The sequence below is a fragment of the Streptomyces sp. KPB2 genome, assembly GCF_003950055.1.
In the GTDB taxonomy this organism is placed as follows: Bacteria; Actinomycetota; Actinomycetes; order Streptomycetales; family Streptomycetaceae; genus Streptomyces; species Streptomyces salinarius.
Map to the genome: position 1 here is coordinate 2,206,403 of NZ_CP034353.1, position 16,911 is coordinate 2,223,313.

At 70.9% G+C, this 16,911-nt stretch carries 13 protein-coding genes; 4 read left to right on the plus strand and 9 right to left on the minus strand.

What is annotated here, in order from left to right:
* Nucleotides 1-100: 100 nt before the first annotated feature.
* Complete coding sequence (dapA, locus tag D1J63_RS09450; RefSeq protein ID WP_102932736.1) at nt 101-1,000, minus strand: 4-hydroxy-tetrahydrodipicolinate synthase; 900 nt, start codon at nt 998-1,000, stop codon at nt 101-103.
* Nucleotides 1,001-1,226: 226 nt separating this feature from the next.
* Nucleotides 1,227-1,967 carry an FAD-dependent thymidylate synthase gene (gene thyX, locus D1J63_RS09455; RefSeq protein ID WP_125628555.1) on the minus strand — a complete coding sequence of 247 codons (741 nt, stop codon included), beginning with the start codon at nt 1,965-1,967 and terminating at the stop codon, nt 1,227-1,229.
* A 191-nt stretch (nt 1,968-2,158) separates the two neighbouring features.
* On the opposite strand from thyX, the gene D1J63_RS09460 reads away from it, so the two are divergent.
* Together D1J63_RS09460 and D1J63_RS09465 are read left to right on the plus strand one after the other, a co-directional pair.
* Nucleotides 2,159-2,398, plus strand: coding sequence for a hypothetical protein (locus D1J63_RS09460; protein ID WP_061442225.1), 240 nt, complete (start codon nt 2,159-2,161; stop codon nt 2,396-2,398).
* Between the two features lie 117 nt (nt 2,399-2,515).
* Nucleotides 2,516-3,070 (plus strand): hypothetical protein, encoded by a 555-nt coding sequence (locus D1J63_RS09465; protein ID WP_125628556.1) that lies wholly within the window; start codon nt 2,516-2,518, stop codon nt 3,068-3,070.
* Between the two features lie 75 nt (nt 3,071-3,145).
* Here D1J63_RS09465 and D1J63_RS09470 read toward each other — a convergent pair whose 3' ends face one another.
* The 6 genes from D1J63_RS09470 to D1J63_RS37540 all read right to left on the minus strand — a co-directional run bounded on the left by D1J63_RS09470 (nt 3,146) and on the right by D1J63_RS37540 (nt 10,239).
* Nucleotides 3,146-3,601, minus strand: a complete 456-nt coding sequence (locus D1J63_RS09470; protein ID WP_102932733.1) for a hypothetical protein — start codon at nt 3,599-3,601, stop codon at nt 3,146-3,148.
* Between the two features lie 13 nt (nt 3,602-3,614).
* A complete protein-coding gene (dapB, locus tag D1J63_RS09475; RefSeq protein ID WP_125628557.1) occupies nt 3,615-4,367 on the minus strand; it encodes a 4-hydroxy-tetrahydrodipicolinate reductase in 753 nt (250 codons plus the stop codon).
* 39 nt (nt 4,368-4,406) lie between these two features.
* On the minus strand, nt 4,407-5,786 hold the full coding sequence (locus D1J63_RS09480) for a pitrilysin family protein (protein WP_125628558.1): 1,380 nt from the start codon (nt 5,784-5,786) through the stop codon (nt 4,407-4,409).
* Nucleotides 5,783-7,999: a polyribonucleotide nucleotidyltransferase gene (locus D1J63_RS09485; RefSeq protein ID WP_125628559.1), complete on the minus strand. Its 2,217-nt coding sequence runs from the start codon at nt 7,997-7,999 to the stop codon at nt 5,783-5,785. Before D1J63_RS09485 ends, D1J63_RS09480 begins: the two co-directional genes overlap by 4 nt.
* 282 nt (nt 8,000-8,281) lie before the next feature.
* Nucleotides 8,282-8,569 (minus strand): 30S ribosomal protein S15, encoded by a 288-nt coding sequence (rpsO, locus tag D1J63_RS09490; RefSeq protein ID WP_003973291.1) that lies wholly within the window; start codon nt 8,567-8,569, stop codon nt 8,282-8,284.
* Nucleotides 8,570-8,742: 173 nt separating this feature from the next.
* Nucleotides 8,743-10,239: a PQQ-binding-like beta-propeller repeat protein gene (locus D1J63_RS37540; RefSeq protein WP_125628560.1), complete on the minus strand. Its 1,497-nt coding sequence runs from the start codon at nt 10,237-10,239 to the stop codon at nt 8,743-8,745.
* A gap of 175 nt (nt 10,240-10,414) precedes the next feature.
* On the opposite strand from D1J63_RS37540, the gene D1J63_RS09500 reads away from it, so the two are divergent.
* Nucleotides 10,415-10,711 carry a DUF397 domain-containing protein gene (locus tag D1J63_RS09500; protein WP_125628561.1) on the plus strand — a complete coding sequence of 99 codons (297 nt, stop codon included), beginning with the start codon at nt 10,415-10,417 and terminating at the stop codon, nt 10,709-10,711.
* 161 nt (nt 10,712-10,872) lie between these two features.
* On the opposite strand, the gene eccD is transcribed toward D1J63_RS09500, so the two are convergent.
* Nucleotides 10,873-12,390: a type VII secretion integral membrane protein EccD gene (eccD, locus tag D1J63_RS09505; RefSeq protein ID WP_125635342.1), complete on the minus strand. Its 1,518-nt coding sequence runs from the start codon at nt 12,388-12,390 to the stop codon at nt 10,873-10,875.
* A 317-nt stretch (nt 12,391-12,707) separates the two neighbouring features.
* Between eccD and eccCa the strand changes: the two genes are divergently transcribed.
* Entirely contained in the window at nt 12,708-16,688 is a 3,981-nt protein-coding gene (gene eccCa, locus D1J63_RS09510; protein WP_125628562.1) for a type VII secretion protein EccCa, read from the plus strand.
* The last annotated feature ends 223 nt before the right edge of the window (nt 16,689-16,911 follow it).

Consider the following 16,911-nt stretch of genomic DNA (forward strand, 5'->3'; position numbering starts at 1 on the left):
GTTCGTGCAGAAGCAGTTGTCGTTGTGGGGTGCGGGCACCGGTGGCCCGCCTATTCAGTTGTGAAGTCCGTGCGCTCGTGCGGTGGTGCGAAGTCTGTTGTCAGAGCTGTACCCCGCCGGCGGCAAGATCGATCTTGAGCTGCTCGGTTTCCTCGGGCGTGAGGCCGACCATGGGGGCGCGCAGTGGTCCGGCGGGCAGTCCCTGGAGGGCGAGCGCGGCCTTGGTGGTCATGACGCCCTGGGTGCGGAACATGCCGGTGAAGACCGGGAGCAGCTTCTGGTGGATCTCCAGGGCCTTCTGTACGTCACCCGCGACGAACGCGTCCACCATGGCGCGCAGCTCGGGGGTGACGACGTGGCCGACGACGGAGACAAAGCCGACCGCGCCCACGGAGAGCAGCGGCAGGTTCAGCATGTCGTCGCCGGAGTACCAGGCGAGGCCGGAGCGCGCGATGGCCCAGCTGGCCCGGCCGAGGTCGCCCTTGGCGTCCTTGTTGGCGACGATCCGCGGGTGCTCCGCGAGGCGGACCAGGGTCTCCGTGTTGATCGGGACGCCGCTGCGGCCGGGGATGTCGTAGAGCATGACCGGGAGCCGGCTGGCGTCGGCGATGGCCGTGAAGTGCTGGTACAGGCCCTCTTGCGGGGGCTTGTTGTAGTACGGCGTGACGAGCAGCAGGCCGTGGGCGCCGACGCGCTCGGCGGCGCGGGCCAGCTCGATGCTGTGCTGGGTGTTGTTGGTGCCGACTCCGGCGACGACGTGCGCCCGGTCGCCGACGGCCTCCAGGACGGCTCGTACGAGGTCCGCTTTCTCCGCGTCGCTGGTGGTGGGGGACTCGCCGGTGGTGCCGTTGATGATCAGGCCGTCGTTGCCTGCGTCCACCAGGTGGGCGGCGAGCCGCTGTGCGCCGTCGAGGTCGAGTGCGCCGTCCGCCGCGAAGGGCGTGACCATGGCGGTGAGGACCCGCCCGAAGGGGGTCTGCGGAGTGGAGGTCGGAGCCATGGGTTACACGCTACTCGTTGCTCAGGGCGAGGTCTGCCCTCGGGGGAGGCGGCAGGTCGGAACGGAGGTGGAGCCCGGCACTGCCTGCTCGGGGGTTCAAGCAGTGCCGGGTCCCTTTGATCAGGCTAGATGAACTTCTCCAAACGCCGCAATCCGGACACTTCGGATGGTTGATGCGTACATCTGTGCCCGGCCGGGCGGGGCCGGAGGCCGGCCCTCGCTCTCGTTACGGCGCCACGCGGCCGTTGGCGTTGAAGGCTGCGTGGGTGAGCGGCATGAGCCGGGCCCACTCCTCCTCCATCTTCTCGCCGACCATCTCGATCTCCCGCTGCGGGAAGGAGGGCACCTTGGCCAGCTCGTGCTGGGTGCGCAGGCCCAGGAAGTGCATCAGCGAGCGGGCGTTGCAGGTGGCGTACATCGACGAGTAGAGGCCGACGGGGAGCACCGCGCGGGCCACCTCGCGGGCGACGCCGGCGGCGAGCATCTTCTGGTACGTCGCGTAGGCCTGGCGGTGGGAGTCCTCCATCGCGCCGCCGACCAGTTCGTGCTGCTCGGGGGTGCCCTCGACGAAGACGTACTTGCCGGGGCGGCCCTGCTGCACCAGCTTGCGGGAGGTGTCCGGCACGTAGAAGACCGGCTGGAGCTCCCGGTAGCGGCCCGACTCCTCGTTGTAGGACCAGCCGACGCGGTGCCGCATGAACTCCCGGAAGACGAAGATCGGGGCGCTGACGAAGAAGGTCATCGAGTTGTGCTCGAACGGGCTGCCGTGCCGGTCCCGCATCAGGTAGTTGATCAGGCCCTTGGAGCGCTCCGGGTCCTTCTTCAGCTCGTCCAGGGACTGCTCCCCGGCGGTCGAGACGCGGGCGGCGAACAGCACGTCGGAGTCGGTCGCGGCGCTCTTGACCAACTCGACGGTGATGTCGCTGCGGAGTTCGATCTTCGGATCGTCGGCGGGGATCTCGGTCACGGTGTGGAGGGCCTTCCCAGTCAATCTCGGCGCTTGGCGAGGCCACTCTACGGCCCGCCATGTGGCGCCGAATCGGGCGTTCGCTGCCGTGCCGCAATGAAGTCGGCGAAACAGGGCACCTGGAGGGGCGTTCGTTCGTCTGTATGAGTAACAGCACTTCATTCCAGTCCCTGAAGGGAGACGCAGTCCCTATGATCCGCCGGCGTGAACCCGTGCCGTTCGCCTTCGTCGCCGAGGCCGACAGGTTCCGCAGCAATGTCACACCCCCGCCGCGCGAGCGGGCGTCCTTCGGTCAGCTGGCCGGACGCTGGCTCCTCGGCCTCACCGTCGTCGCCGGTCTCGTGGGTTCCCTGGTGATCGGGATGCCCGCCCTGTCGGCCGACCAGCCCTCCCCGCACAAGCAGCCGTCGCAGGCGTCCGAGGGCCGCTAGGGGCACACGGGGGCGGACGGCCCGACTCCGTCCGGACCCCCGAGGGTGGTGACGGGAGACACAGGTCGGTAGCCTCACCGGGCACAACTCTTGCCTTGGAACGAGTGAGGACCAGCCGTGCCCCTGCCCTTCCTGACGGCCGACCGCGCCTTTGACACGGCCGACGACGTCGCGCTGCCGTACGACGACCGCGACCAGTGGCGCCGGCCCTACCGGCCGGGGCCGTGGCGCGTGGGGACGGCGGCCCTGATGCTGCTGCTGGCCTCGTTCGTCCTGTTCGCCGCGGTGATCATCGCGGCGACGGGCGGCCCGTCCTCCGCCGGGGTGGTCTTCGGCATCGCGGTCGTCGTCATCGTCTGCGCCCTGCGGATGCTGCGCATGGGCGCGTGGGTGAGCGCGCACGGGGTGCGTCAGGTGGGCTTCCTCAGCACGCGCACGGTGGCCTGGCAGCAGGTCGCCAGCCTGCGCACGGTGCAGCAGCCGGTGCGCTGGCTCGGACTGCCGCGCACGGTGCAGGGGCAGGCGCTGCTGCTCGTGCGGCAGGGCCGGTCGGCGGAGCCCATGGCCCCGCTGCTGACCACGCACAACTCCGACTTCCTCGCCCGTGACGGCGCCTTCAACCGGGCCGCCGACGCGGTGGAGGCGTGGGCCGACGAGTACCGGCGGAGCTGAACGGCCGAGGTCGAAAGGCCGGGGCCCGGACCGCACAGCTGCGGTCCGGGCCCCGGCCTTTCGGTTCCTGCCCGCTCAGGCGGCCTCGACCTGCTTGCCGTCGTGGAGGGCGATCGCCCGTTGCATCGCCTTGCGGGCGCGCGGGGTGTCGCGGGCGTCGTGGTAGGCGACGGCGAGGCGGAACCAGGTGCGCCAGTCGCCGGGGCTGTCCTCTGTCTCGGCCTTGCGCAGGGCGAAGACCGCGTCGGCCGACTCCCGGTCGACCCGGCCGCTGGGGGTGCGCTTCAGCTCGTCCACGGGCAGTCCGCCCTCGGCGTCGAGCTCGGCGGCGAGGGCGTTGGCCCGGCGGACGAACTGGGTGTTCTTCCAGAGGAACCACAGGCCGATCACCGGCAGGATCAGCACCGCGACGCCGAAGGTGACGGTGAGCAGGGTGCCGGTCTTGATGAGCAGCACGCCGCGGCTGCCGACCAGGACGAAGTAGAAGACCAGGACGGCGGCCGTGACGAGGTAGGTGATCTTCGCGCGCATCAGGGTGAGGGTCTCAGTTCAGGTCCAGGAAGTGTTCCAGGCCGAAGGTGAGGCCCGGGGTGGTGACCACCCGGCGGGCGCCCAGCAGGATGCCCGGCATGAAGCTGCTGTGGTGCAGGGAGTCGTGCCGGACGGTGAGGGTCTCGCCCTCGCCGCCCAGCAGGACCTCCTGGTGGGCGAGCAGGCCCCGCAGCCGGATCGCGTGCACCGGGACGCCGTCGATGTTCGCGCCGCGGGCGCCGTCCAGAGCGGTGGCAGTGGCGTCGGGCGCCGGTGCGGAGCCTGCCTTCTGCCGGGCCTGAGCGATCAGCTGGGCGGTGCGGGTGGCGGTGCCGCTGGGGGCGTCCACCTTGTTCGGATGGTGCAGCTCGACGACCTCGACGGACTCGAAGTACGGCGCGGCGATCTGCGCGAACTTCATGGTGAGCACGGCGCCGATGGAGAAGTTCGGCGCGATGAGCACGCCGGTCCCCGGGGAGGCGTCGAGCCACGCGTTCAGCTGCGCGAGGCGCTCGTCGGTCCAGCCGGTGGTGCCTACGACAGCGTGGATGCCGTGGCGCAGGCAGTAGTCGAGGTTGTCCATCACCGAGGCGGGGGTGGTCAGCTCGACGGCGACCTGGGCACCCGACTCGGCCAGCGCCTCCAGGCTGTCGCCCCGGCCGAGGGCGGCGACCAGTTCCATGTCCTCGGCGGCCTCGACCGCCCGTACCGCCTCGGAGCCGATCCGGCCCTTGGCGCCGAGGACGGCCACGCGCAGCTTGCTCATGTCACATGCTTCCTTCTCGAACTTCTCGGAACGGGACCGTCAGGCGACGGCGTCGTGCAGCCGGGCCGCCTGCTTGTCCTTGAGCGGGCCGATGACCGACAGGGACGGCCGGCGCCCCAGGACGTCGCGGGCGACGGCGCGGACGTCGTCCGGCGTGACCGAGGCTATCCGGGCGAGCATGTCGTCGACCGACATCTGCTCGCCCCAGCACAGCTCGCTCTTGCCGATACGGTTCATCAGCGCGCCGGTGTCCTCCAGGCCGAGGACCGTGGAGCCCTGGAGCTGGCCGACGGCGCGGCCGATCTCGTCGTCCGTGAGGCCGTGCTCGGCGACGTGGTCCAGCTCGTCGCGGCAGATCTTGAGCACGTCGTGCACCTGGGAGGGCCGGCAGCCCGCGTACACGCCGAAGAGGCCGCAGTCGGCGAAGCCGGACGTGTACGAGTACACGCTGTAGGCCAGGCCGCGCTTCTCCCGGACCTCCTGGAACAGGCGGGACGACATGCCGCCGCCGAGGGCGGTGTTGAGGACGCCCATCGCCCAGCGGCGCTCGTCGGTGCGGGCCAGGCCCGGCATGCCGAGGATGACGTGGGCCTGCTCGGTCTTGCGGCCGATCAGCTCGACGCGTCCGGCGGCACGGACGGTGCGCCGGCCGTCGCGCGGGGCGAGCGGCCGGGCCGCCGGGTCCTTGAGGGCGCCGGCCTTCTCGAAGGCGGCGCGGACCTGGCGTACGACCTTGTTGTGGTCGACGTTGCCGGCCGCGGCGACCACCAGGTGGGTGGGGTCGTAGTGCTTCTTGTAGAAGCGGCGGATGCGGTCGGCGGTGAGGGCGTTGACCGTGTCGACGGTGCCGAGGACGGGGCGGCCCAGCGCGTTGTCGCCGAACATGGTGTGCGCGAACAGGTCGTGCACGCAGTCGCCGGGGTCGTCCTCGGTCATCGCGATCTCTTCGAGGATGGCGCCGCGCTCGACGTCGACGTCCTCCTCCTGGATCAGCGAGCCGGTGAGCATGTCGCAGACCACGTCGATGGCGAGCGGCAGGTCGGTGTCGAGCACGCGCGCGTAGTAGCACGTGTACTCCTTCGCCGTGAACGCGTTCATCTCGCCGCCGACCGCGTCGATGGCGGACGAGATGTCCAGGGCGCTGCGCCTGCGGGTGCCCTTGAAGAGCAGGTGCTCCAGGTAGTGGGTGGCGCCGTTGAGGGCCGGGGTCTCGTCGCGGGAGCCGACGTGGGCCCAGATGCCGAAGGTCGCCGAGCGGACCGAGGGCAGGGTCTCGGTGACGATGCGCAGGCCGCCGGGGAGGGTCGTCCTGCGGACCGTGCCGATGCCGTGCTCGCCCTTGATGAGGGTTTGGGTACGGGCGACGGCCCGCGCCTCCGAGGAGGTGCGGGCCGTCGCCCTGGCGCTACGGGACGTCACTTGTCGGCGTCGTCCTTCTTGTCGTCGCCCTCTTCGCCCTCGATGACGGGGATGAGGGAGAGCTTGCCGCGGGAGTCGATCTCGGCGATCTCGACCTGGACCTTCTGGCCCACACCGAGGACGTCCTCGACGTTCTCCACGCGCTTGCCGCCGGCCAGCTTGCGGATCTGCGAGATGTGCAGCAGACCGTCCTTGCCGGGCAGCAGGGAGACGAACGCGCCGAAGGTGGTCGTCTTGACGACCGTGCCCAGGTAGCGCTCGCCGACCTCGGGCATGGTCGGGTTGGCGATGCCGTTGATCGTGGCGCGGGCGGCCTCGGCGGCCGGGCCGTCGGCGGCACCGATGTAGATGGTGCCGTCGTCCTCGATCGTGATGTCGGCGCCCGTGTCCTCCTGGATCTGGTTGATCATCTTGCCCTTGGGGCCGATGACCTCACCGATCTTGTCGACGGGGATCTTCACGGTGATGATCCGCGGCGCGTTCGGGGACATCTCGTCCGGCGTGTCGATCGCTTCCATCATCACGTCGAGGATGTGGAGGCGGGCGTCACGGGCCTGCTTGAGGGCGGCGGCCAGGACGGAGGCGGGGATGCCGTCCAGCTTGGTGTCGAGCTGGAGGGCGGTCACGAACTCCTTGGTGCCGGCGACCTTGAAGTCCATGTCGCCGAAGGCGTCCTCCGCACCGAGGATGTCGGTGAGGGCGACGTAGTGCGTCTCGCCGTTGCTCTCCTGGGAGATCAGGCCCATGGCGATACCGGCGACGGGGGCCTTCAGCGGCACACCGGCGTTCAGCAGCGACATGGTGGAGGCGCAGACCGAGCCCATGGACGTCGAGCCGTTGGAGCCGAGGGCCTCGGACACCTGACGGATCGCGTAGGGGAACTCCTCGCGCGTCGGCAGCACCGGCACGATGGCGCGCTCGGCGAGGGCGCCGTGGCCGATCTCGCGGCGCTTCGGGGAGCCGACGCGGCCGGTCTCACCGACGGAGTAGGGCGGGAAGTTGTAGTTGTGCATGTAGCGCTTGCGGGTCACCGGGGAGAGGGTGTCCAGCTGCTGCTCCATGCGGAGCATGTTCAGGGTGGTGACGCCCAGGATCTGGGTCTCGCCACGCTCGAACAGGGCGGAGCCGTGCACGCGCGGGATGGCCTCGACCTCGGCGGCCAGGGTGCGGATGTCGGTGACACCGCGGCCGTCGATGCGCTTCTTCTCCTTGATGACGCGCTCGCGGACCAGGGACTTGGTCAGCGCGCGGTACGCGGCGGAGATCTCCTTCTCGCGGCCCTCGAACTCCGGCAGGAGCTTCTCGGCGGCGATGCCCTTGACGCGGTCCAGCTCGGCCTCGCGCTCCTGCTTGCCGGCGATGGTGAGCGCCTGGGCCAGCTCGGGCTTGACGGCGCCGGTCAGCGCCTCCAGGACGTCGTCCTGGTAGTCGAGGAAGATCGGGAACTCGCCGGTCGGCTTGGCGGCCTTGGCGGCGAGGTCGGCCTGGGCGCGGCAGAGCACCTTGATGAAGGGCTTCGCGGCCTCGAGACCGGCGGCGACGACCTCCTCGGTGGGCGCCTCGGCGCCGCCCTCGACCAGCTTGACGGTCTTCTCGGTGGCCTCGGCCTCGACCATCATGATCGCGACGTCGCCGTCCTCCAGGACGCGGCCCGCGACGACCATGTCGAAGACGGCGTCCTCGAGCTCGGTGTGCGTCGGGAAGGCCACCCACTGGCCGCGGATCAGCGCGACGCGGACGCCGCCGATCGGGCCGGAGAAGGGCAGGCCGGCCAGCTGCGTGGACGCGGAGGCGGCGTTGATCGCCACGACGTCGTACAGGTGGTCGGGGTTGAGGGCCATGATCGTCGCGACGACCTGGATCTCGTTGCGCAGGCCCTTCTTGAAGGACGGGCGCAGCGGGCGGTCGATCAGGCGGCAGGTGAGGATGGCGTCCTCGGAGGGCCGGCCCTCACGGCGGAAGAAGCTGCCGGGGATCTTGCCGGCGGCGTACATCCGCTCCTCGACGTCCACCGTCAGGGGGAAGAAGTCGAGCTGGTCCTTCGGGTTCTTCGAGGCGCTGGTGGCCGACAGCACCATGGTGTCGTCGTCCAGGTACGCCACGGCGGAACCGGCGGCCTGACGGGCCAGGCGGCCCGTCTCGAAGCGGATGGTGCGGGTGCCGAAGGTGCCGTTGTCGATCACGGCTTCGGCGTAGTGGGTCTCGTTCTCCACTAGTGATTTCTCCGATGCTTGTCGTCTTTTGTCCCGCGCCGCCCGTGTGGCGGAGGGGACGGTACGGAGAAGCGTTCCGTGCAATGCGGGCCGGTCTTCGATCGAAGCACCCGGGGTTCTGCCCCCCGGGGGCCACTACCGAGGACCGGCGGCGGCGTGAGGGTCCGCTTCTCCTCGTACGTCTTGTGTTCTGTTACCACACTACAAAGGGGCGGCGACAGCACGCACGTACAGCAAAGGGAGCGGCCCCCGAACGATGGGAACCGCTCCCTCCACGGCGTCCTAGCGGGCGCCCGCCGCACCGCGGCGGATGCCGAGGCGCTCGACCAGCGCACGGAAGCGCTGGATGTCCTTCTTGGCGAGGTACTGCAGCAGCCGGCGGCGCTGGCCGACCAGGATGAGCAGACCACGACGGGAGTGGTGGTCGTGCTTGTGGGTCTTGAGGTGCTCGGTCAGGTCGGAGATCCGACGGGACAGCAGAGCGACCTGGACCTCGGGGGAGCCGGTGTCGCCCTCCTTGGTACCGAACTCGGTGATGATCTGCTTCTTCACTGCGGCGTCGAGCGACACGCGTACTCCTCTTGGTCTGTGACGGGCCACCGAGTGCCCCCGGTCTACGTCTCGGGGGATCTTCCACAACTCGGAAGGCGGGGATCCGCTGGGCGCGACCTCCAGGGCTCGAGGCTCCGGGGGCGCGTACACAAACGGCCGTCACACAGGGTACCAGTCGGCAGACGCGCCACTCACCCGGCGCTTTCGATGCCCACCGCGACCTGGTCGGTCCCACCGACCTCGCCCTCGTCGTACGGGCCCACGACGGTGCGCGCGCCGAAGAATACGCGCCCGTGCTCGTACACGATGTCGTTCTGCGCGGGGTCGTCGAGCCCGCCGACCTCCTCTCCCCCGGAGAACAGGAGCAGGAGGGTCTGCTCGCCGGAGTCGGGGTCCAGGGCGACGACCGCGTCGGGGCGGCCCAGCCCCCGGCCCGGGCGGTAGGCGATCAGCTGTCCCCCGCTCATCCGCAGCGGGTGCATCTCGCCGCCGGCGGGCGCGTCGAACTTCCCGGCGGTCCGGCCGGTGGCCAGGTCGTGGGCGACGATGTGGTCCTCCTCCGACAGGTACAGCCGTTCGTCGTCGACGACGATCGCGCCGCAGCTCTCGACCACGGCGCTGAAGGTCCGGTCGCAGTCGAGGACCTGGTGGTCCCGGTTCAGGCGGATGGTGGCGCGGCGCTTGCCCCGCTCGTCGAGGGAGATCAGGTCGGTGACGACGACGTCGCCGGCGGCCACGGCGACGACGGCCGGTGAGCTGGAGACCAGGTAGACGCCCTGGACGCCCCGGGCGACCCGGTACGTCCACTGCGCGTCGCCCGTGCGCGGATCGATCTTCTGGACGCGGTAGGTGGGATCCGCCGAGTCTCCGCAGGAGAGCAGGGCGAGCAGGTCGCGGCCACCGGCGAAGCCCTCGTCCGCGCAGGCCGAGGGGTCGGTGTCCGCCCACAGCCGCTTGCCGCCGGACAGCTCGTACGCCGCCGAGCCCTCGCCCCAGGCGGTGACGACGGTGCCGTCCGTCATCGTCACGTTGACGGCCAGGGAGGAGCCCGCGCCGGCCAGCTTCGTGTCCCACATCTTCTTGCCGGTGTCGATGTCGAACACCGCGAGCCGGTCGCAGGCGCGGGTGAGCGGGTCGGCCTCCGGCCCGCCGTCCCCGGTCCCGTCCTCGCCCCGGCCTTCGTCCTCCCCGGCGTAGGCGATGGCGGTACGGCCGTCCACGCTGACGTGGCGGGACACCGCGCAGAGCGGTCCCGGGAGGGTGAGTCGCCAGGCGGTCTCCGACGCGTCCGGGCCGCCGAGCCGGAAACCCTTGATCTCGTTGCCGAAGCCCTTGGCGAAGACCTTGTCCGTGGCCCAGGTGCCCATCGCCGAGACGTTCCGTCCGACGGTACGGAGGGTCTCCTCGTACGACACCGCCGCGGTGCCCTCCGGGGACGGCGGCCGTTTCTCGACGGTCTCCCGGATGTCGTCCGGTGCCTGGCGACCCGCCGCCGCCCGCGCGTCCGACGCGGAGCCGCCACCGGCCCCGCCCGGACCGAACGCCCACACTCCGGCGGCCAGGGCCACCAGCAGGACGGCCGCGACCGCGCCGACGGCCGTCCTGCGGCGCCCGGTGCGTGGCGGCGGACCGGAGGAGCCGTCCGGGCCGGGCACGTTGTAGGGGGTGGGCGGGGGCCCGAAACTCACGGCGGACGCCTTTCGAGTGGAGGAGTCGGTATCTCGGGGAGTCGAGAGGTCAAGGAGCCGACGGCATCGTCACTCCCTGCCTGGTGAGGCGTGCGCGAACCGCGGGGCAGGAGGGTGGGCGGCAAGTAGGGTAGCCGCACAGTTCGTTGGCACAGCAGGAAGGACCGGAGCCACGATGGCCGATGCCGAGGACAAGGAACTCCGAGCACGCAAGGACCGGGAGCGGGACGAGCTCTACGCCCTCGACATCTCCGGCGTCGAATGGCACAGCGCGCCCGGCACCGAGACCCATGAGGAGCGGGTCGAGATCGCCTACCTCCCGGAAGGCGCCGTCGCCATGCGGTCGTCCCTCGACCCGGACACCGTGCTGCGGTACACGGAGGCGGAGTGGCGGGCGTTCGTACTCGGCGCGCGGGACGGGGAGTTCGACCTGGAGCCGACGCCCCGGGAGAGCGGGAACGGCGCCGAGTGACGCTGCGGGCGGGTGGCGGCGTCGAATGACACCCGGAGCGGGCCACGCACTATGCCGCCCACCCGCCGTTCCGCGTGTGGTGGGAGGGCGTGGTGCGTATCCGGCCGCCCCGCCGTCTGGCGCCCGGTGCCACGTGGGCGCCGTACGAATGAGCGCCGTTCTCAGTCGCTCGTCATCGACCGTGCCGAGGCGTAGACGTCGAAGACCGCCAGGGCCAGGGGAATCAGCGTCAGCAGGACGAAGACCTCAGCGATCTCCATGAAGCGGCCCCAGAACGGCGTCACACCGCGCCGGGGAGTGATCAGGCCGATCGCGGTCACCAGGACCACCGCCACGCCCACCGCCGCGACCAGCCACACGCTGCGGATGTCGAGGGCTGCGGTGTCGCCCTGGAGCGCGTCGCGCCAGTACTCCACGGGCGGGCTCATCGCCAGCCCCAGACCGAGGGCGATCAGGCAGGCGAGCCCGGCGGCCAGCGTGGCGGCGACCTGGGTGGTGTAGCGGAACAGCTGCGCCCGCATCACCATCGCGACGCCGGTGGCGAGCGTCAGCAGTTGCGCCCACACGTTGTTCGTGAAGCCGAGGACGAGCGACGCGCCTACGGAGACCAGCGCGCAGCCGCCGACCAGCCCCGCGAGAAGCTCGTGGCCGCGACGGGCCTGGGCAGCGACACGCTCGGCGTCCACGGGCTCGGGCGCGGTGGCCTCGTCCGACGCGTAGGAGCCGCGCGGCTGGTTGGGCGGCTCGAAGCCGATCGGCAGTCGCGCGAAGCGCACGGACAGACCCGGCAGGAACGCCAGCGCGCACACGGACAGGACTGCACAGACCGCGGCTGTCTCCATGGGCTTCAGGTGCGTCAGCATCCCCACGAACGTCGCGAGCAGGCCGATCGCGGACGAGAAGACGAACGCGACGAAGGCGCTGTCGCCGCTCGGTGACACCAGGGTGAGCACGACGGAAGCGACCAGGACCGCCGCGCAGGCGAGGAGGAACTGGAGTCGGCCAATGCCCTGGCCGTCACTGAGCGGGAGCAGTCCGGAGCCCGCCACGGCCAGGTTCGCGAGTCCGCCCAGGCCGAGGGCGAGCGCGGAGCCCCGGTCCCTGTACACGCGCGCCCGCACGCAGGCGAAGGTGACGAGCAGGACGCCGGCCACCGCGGCGAGAATGCCCTGCAGGCTGTGCATGTCGTGACGGATTTGGGAACTCCAGGCCACGAACGCCAGCAGAACAGGGAGGACTCCCGCCCCCACCAGGCAGGCCACCCGGGTGAGCGCACCGTCCCACAGCGTGCGGTCGTGGACGACGGCGGAGGCGACCGCCTCCGACACGTCGTCGAAGACGGCCGGGGGCAGCGAGTCGGCGAACGGACGCAGCGTGAGCAGCTCACCGTCCAGGATGCGCTGCGCCGCGAAGGAGCGGCCGCTGTCGAGGACGGTTCCGTCACGGCGTACGAGGTGGTAACCGACGGGCGCGCCCTCGGCGGGGCTCTGCCGGGAGAACCGCAGGATCTCCGGGTACAGGTCGGCGACCGGCACGTCGTCGGGTAGGGCCACGTCGATACGGCTGTCGGGCGCCACGATCGTGACCCGGCAGAAGCCGAGTCCCGAACCCGCTGCGGCCGGGCTTCCGGCACCCGTGCGTGCTCCGCCTGTCGCGCCGGTCGGCGCGGAGGCCGTCATGCTCACCCGTCGTCCCCCTCGTGAGTGATGGCGGCAAGGTGCGGCACGGCGCGCCCTGCCTCTCGGTAACGATCCTGCTCGGTTGTTCGGCGGCGCCCCGCAGCACTGCGCGGGGAACAGCCCGTGTCCAGCGTCGCGCCGCCCGCGGGGCCTCACTTCTCCCTCCCGGACGGGTTCGCAACTGCTCACGCGTCTCACGGCACCCTACCGCCCTCTGCTGTTCGCAGGTGTCAGTAGGATCGTCCTTCGCGATCGACGTACACCGGGAGACGGGCGGTGAACGGAACAGGTCGGGCCGGCAAGGGAATTGGTGCGAAGTGAGTCACATCGTCGTCAAGCGCCCCCCTCGGGCACTGCCGAAGAACGTGCCCACGGAGGAGGTCCACCTGCAGTCCCCGCCGGAACTCCCGCGCGGGCAGCAGGAGGGCGCATGGATGCAACTCCTGCCCATGCTCGGCATGGGCGGGTCGGTGGTGTTCTTCTTCAACCCCTCGGCGCAGCCCATCATGAAGATCATGGGCATGGTGATGATCGCGTCCACGATCGCCATGGGCATCGCGATGCTGGTGCGCTACCGCCGCGGCAACCAGGGGCAGATGGCCGACACCCGCCGCGACTACCTCCGTTATCTGTCGCAGACCAGGCGCACCGCGCACGCAACGGCACAGGCCCAGCGGGACGCGCAGTACTACCTGCATCCGTCGCCGGACCAGCTGTGGGCGCTGGTGGCCGAGGGCAGCCGGCTATGGGAGCGGCGCACGGGCGACGAGGACTTCGCCCAGGTACGCGTGGGCCTCGGCCCGCAGTCCCTGGCCACTCCCCTGGTGCCGCCCGAGACCGCCCCGGTGGACGAGCTGGAACCGCTGACCGCGGGCGCCATGCACCGCTTCATCGCCACCCACGGCACCGTCGAGCACCTTCCGATGGCCGTCTCCCTGCGGGCGTTCTATCACTTGACGATCAGCGGCGACCCGGTCACCGCGCGCGGCACCGCCCGGGCCGTCACCGCTTCGCTCGCCGCGCTGCATTCCCCCGAGGACCTTGTGATCGCTGTCGCCACCGGGCGGGACGCGGCGACGGAGTGGGAGTGGGCGAAGTGGCTCCCGCACACGCAGTTGGGGGGTGCCGCTGACGGAGCGGGCTCCCGGCGCCTGATGACCGCCGATCCCACGGCGCTCGAAGAACTGCTCGGCACTCGTCTCGAAGGCCGCCCCCGGTTCCATCCGCAGGGCCGCCCGGTGCCCGATCAGCCGCACCTGGTCATCGTGCTCGACGGCGTCTCCCTGCCGCCGACGTCGCTGCTGGCGAGCCCCGAGGGTCTGCAGGGGGTGACGGTCGTGGAGCTGGTCCCCGGCACCCTCACCACTGGACGCGGCGACCTCTCGGTCGTCGTCCAGCCGAACGAACTGCGCTTGGAGGCCGTGCACGGAGCGGTCTACGAAGGCACCCCCGACATCCTGTCCCCGGAGAGCGCGGAGGCGCTGGCGAGGCAGCTCGCCCCGTTGCGCGCGGGAACGGGCGGGGACGACGACGAGCCGCTGCTCGCCAACCTGGAGTTCACCGACCTCCTCAACCTCGGCGACGCCGCCTCCGTCGATCCGCGCCGGACCTGGCGGCCCCGCTCCCAGTCCGAACGGCTCAGGGTGCCGATCGGCGTCGGCGAGGACGGCCGGCCCGTGATGCTCGACCTCAAGGAGGCCGCGCAGGAGGGCATGGGTCCGCACGGCCTGTGCGTGGGCGCGACCGGTTCCGGCAAGTCGGAGCTGCTGCGCACCCTGGTCCTCGGCCTGGCCGTGACCCACTCGTCCGAGAACCTCAACTTCGTCCTCGCCGACTTCAAGGGCGGTGCGACATTCGCCGGCATGGCGCAACTGCCGCACGTCGCCGCCGTGATCACCAACCTCGCCGACGACCTGACCCTGGTCGACCGGATGGGCGACTCGATCCGCGGTGAGCTCAACCGCCGCCAGGAGATGCTCCGGGACGCGGGCAACTACGCCAACATCCACGACTACGAGAAGGCCCGCGCGGCCGGCGTCGCACTGCAGCCGATCCCCTCCCTCGTTCTCGTCATCGACGAGTTCAGCGAACTACTCACGGCGAAACCGGACTTCATCGAGATGTTTGTCCAGATCGGCCGCATCGGCCGATCGCTGGGCGTCCACCTGCTGCTGGCCTCGCAGCGCCTGGAGGAGGGCCGTCTGCGCGGCCTGGAAACCTACCTGTCGTACCGCATCGGTCTGCGCACCTTCTCCGCGGCCGAGTCCCGCTCCGCGCTCGGCGTCCCGGACGCCTACGAACTGCCGAACGTCCCCGGCTCCGGGTTCCTGAAGTTCGGCACGGACGAGATGGTGCGCTTCAAGGCGGCGTACGTCTCGGGTGTATACCGCACGGGTTCCCAGCAGGCGGCGGTTCCCGGCGGCCCCCGGCCGATCGACCGGCGGCCGGTGCTGTTCACCGCCGCCGAGGTCCCTGTGCGGTACCTGGCGGTGCCGCAGCAGCGCGAGGAGACCCCTGACGTGACGGACGACGCCCTCGCCGACACGGTCCTCGATGTCGTGGTCCGGCGCCTGGAGGCGCAGGGCCCGGCGGCCCACCAGGTGTGGCTTCCGCCGCTGGACAGTCCGCCGTCGCTCGACACACTGCTGCCCGGCCTCGCCCAGGTGGCGGGCCGCGGGCTGACCCAGCCCGGCTACGAGGGCGCGGGGCAGCTCGTCGTCCCCGTCGGCATCGTCGACAAGCCGTACGAGCAGCGCCGGGACCCGCTGTGGGTGAACTTCGGCGGCGCCGCCGGCCACATGCAGATCCTGGGCGGACCGCAGTCCGGCAAGTCGACGCTGCTGCGCTCGATCGTCGCGTCCTTCGCGCTCACCCACACCCCGCACGAAGTCCAGTTCTACGGACTCGACTTCGGCGGTGGCGGCCTGTCGGCGCTGGCCGGCCTGCCCCACGTCGGAGGCGTGGCCTCGCGCCTCGACCCCGAGAAGGTACGGCGTACGACAGCCGAGGTCTACGGCGTGCTGACCCGCCGCGAGGAGTACTTCCGCACGGCCGGCATCTCGTCGATCGCGGAGTTCCGTGCGCGCCGCGCGCGTGGCGACATCTCGGTGACCGATCAGCCGTGGGGTGATGTCTTCCTGGTCATCGACGGCTGGGGCAACTTCCGCGCGGACTACGAAGGCCTTGAGTCGCTGGTGCTGGACATCGCGGCGCGAGGTCTCGGCTACGGCATCCACGTGATCCTCACCGCGTCCCGCTCCATGGAGGTCCGCAGCAACCTCAAGGACCACCTGATGAACCGCCTCGAACTGCGCCTCGGTGACTCGATGGACTCGGAGTTCGACCGCAAGGTCGCGGCGAACGTGCCGACGGGTGTTCCCGGGCGCGGTCAGACGCCGCAGAAGCAGCACTTCATGGCGGCGGTCCCGCGCATCGACGGGCTGTCCTCCGACACGGACCTCGCCGAGGCCACCCAGGCGCTCGCGACCGAGGTCACCCGGCACTGGCAGCAGCCCGGCGCTCCCGCAGTGCGGTTGCTGCCGCGCGAGTTCCCGGCGCAGCAGCTTCCCCCGGGGGACCGGTTCCCGCAGCGCGGGGTTTCCTTCGCGCTCGACGAGGACAACCTGGAGCCGGTGTTCGTGGACTTCGAGCAGGACCCGTTCTTCCTCATCTTCGGCGAGAGCGAGTCCGGCAAGTCGAATCTGCTGAAGCTCCTCATCCGCCGGCTCTGCGAACGCTACGACGGCGACTCCTGCAAGCTGTTCGTCATCGACAACCGCCGTACGCTGCTGGGCGTCACCCCGCCGTCGCACCTGGCCGAGTACGTGCCCATGTCGAACCAGATGCAGCACCACATGGACGCGCTGGCCGAGCTGATGCAGCGCCGCACGCCGACCGCCGACGTCACGCCGGAGCAGTTGCGCGACCGCAGTTGGTGGCAGGGCCCGGCGGTGTACATCATCATCGACGACTTCGACCTGGTCGCCACGTCCAGCGGCAATCCGCTGGCGCATCTCACCGAACTCCTGCCCTTCGCCCGGGACGTCGGCGTGCGCTTCATCATCGCCCGCTCGACCGCGGGTGCCGGCCGCGCCAGTTACGAGTCCTTCATGCAGCGCCTCAAGGAACTCGGCGCCCAGGGCGTTGTCCTCAGCGGCGACACGGCCGAGGGCGACCTGCTGGGCGGCGTCCGGCCGCGCACGATGCCGCCGGGCCGGGGCGTGTTCGTGTCCCGTCGGCGGGGAAGGCCACTGGTCCAGGTGGGGCTGGCGGAGGACACGGACACCGGCGGCCGCTGAGGGTTCGTCGGCCGACGGCCGAACGACCGGTCACCCGCGGGTGAGGCGTGAGAGGGGCGGGCCGACGGAGCGCTTGCTCCGCCAGCCCGCCCCTCCGTCGTCGAATGGCGCCCACCCTGGAGCCGGAAGACCCATCGGACTTCCCGCTCCCACCGTCGAGTGGCGGCCGGGTGAACCGCCTCCGGAGTCACCAATGAGGGTGGGCGTCTCCCGCGCACGCCCA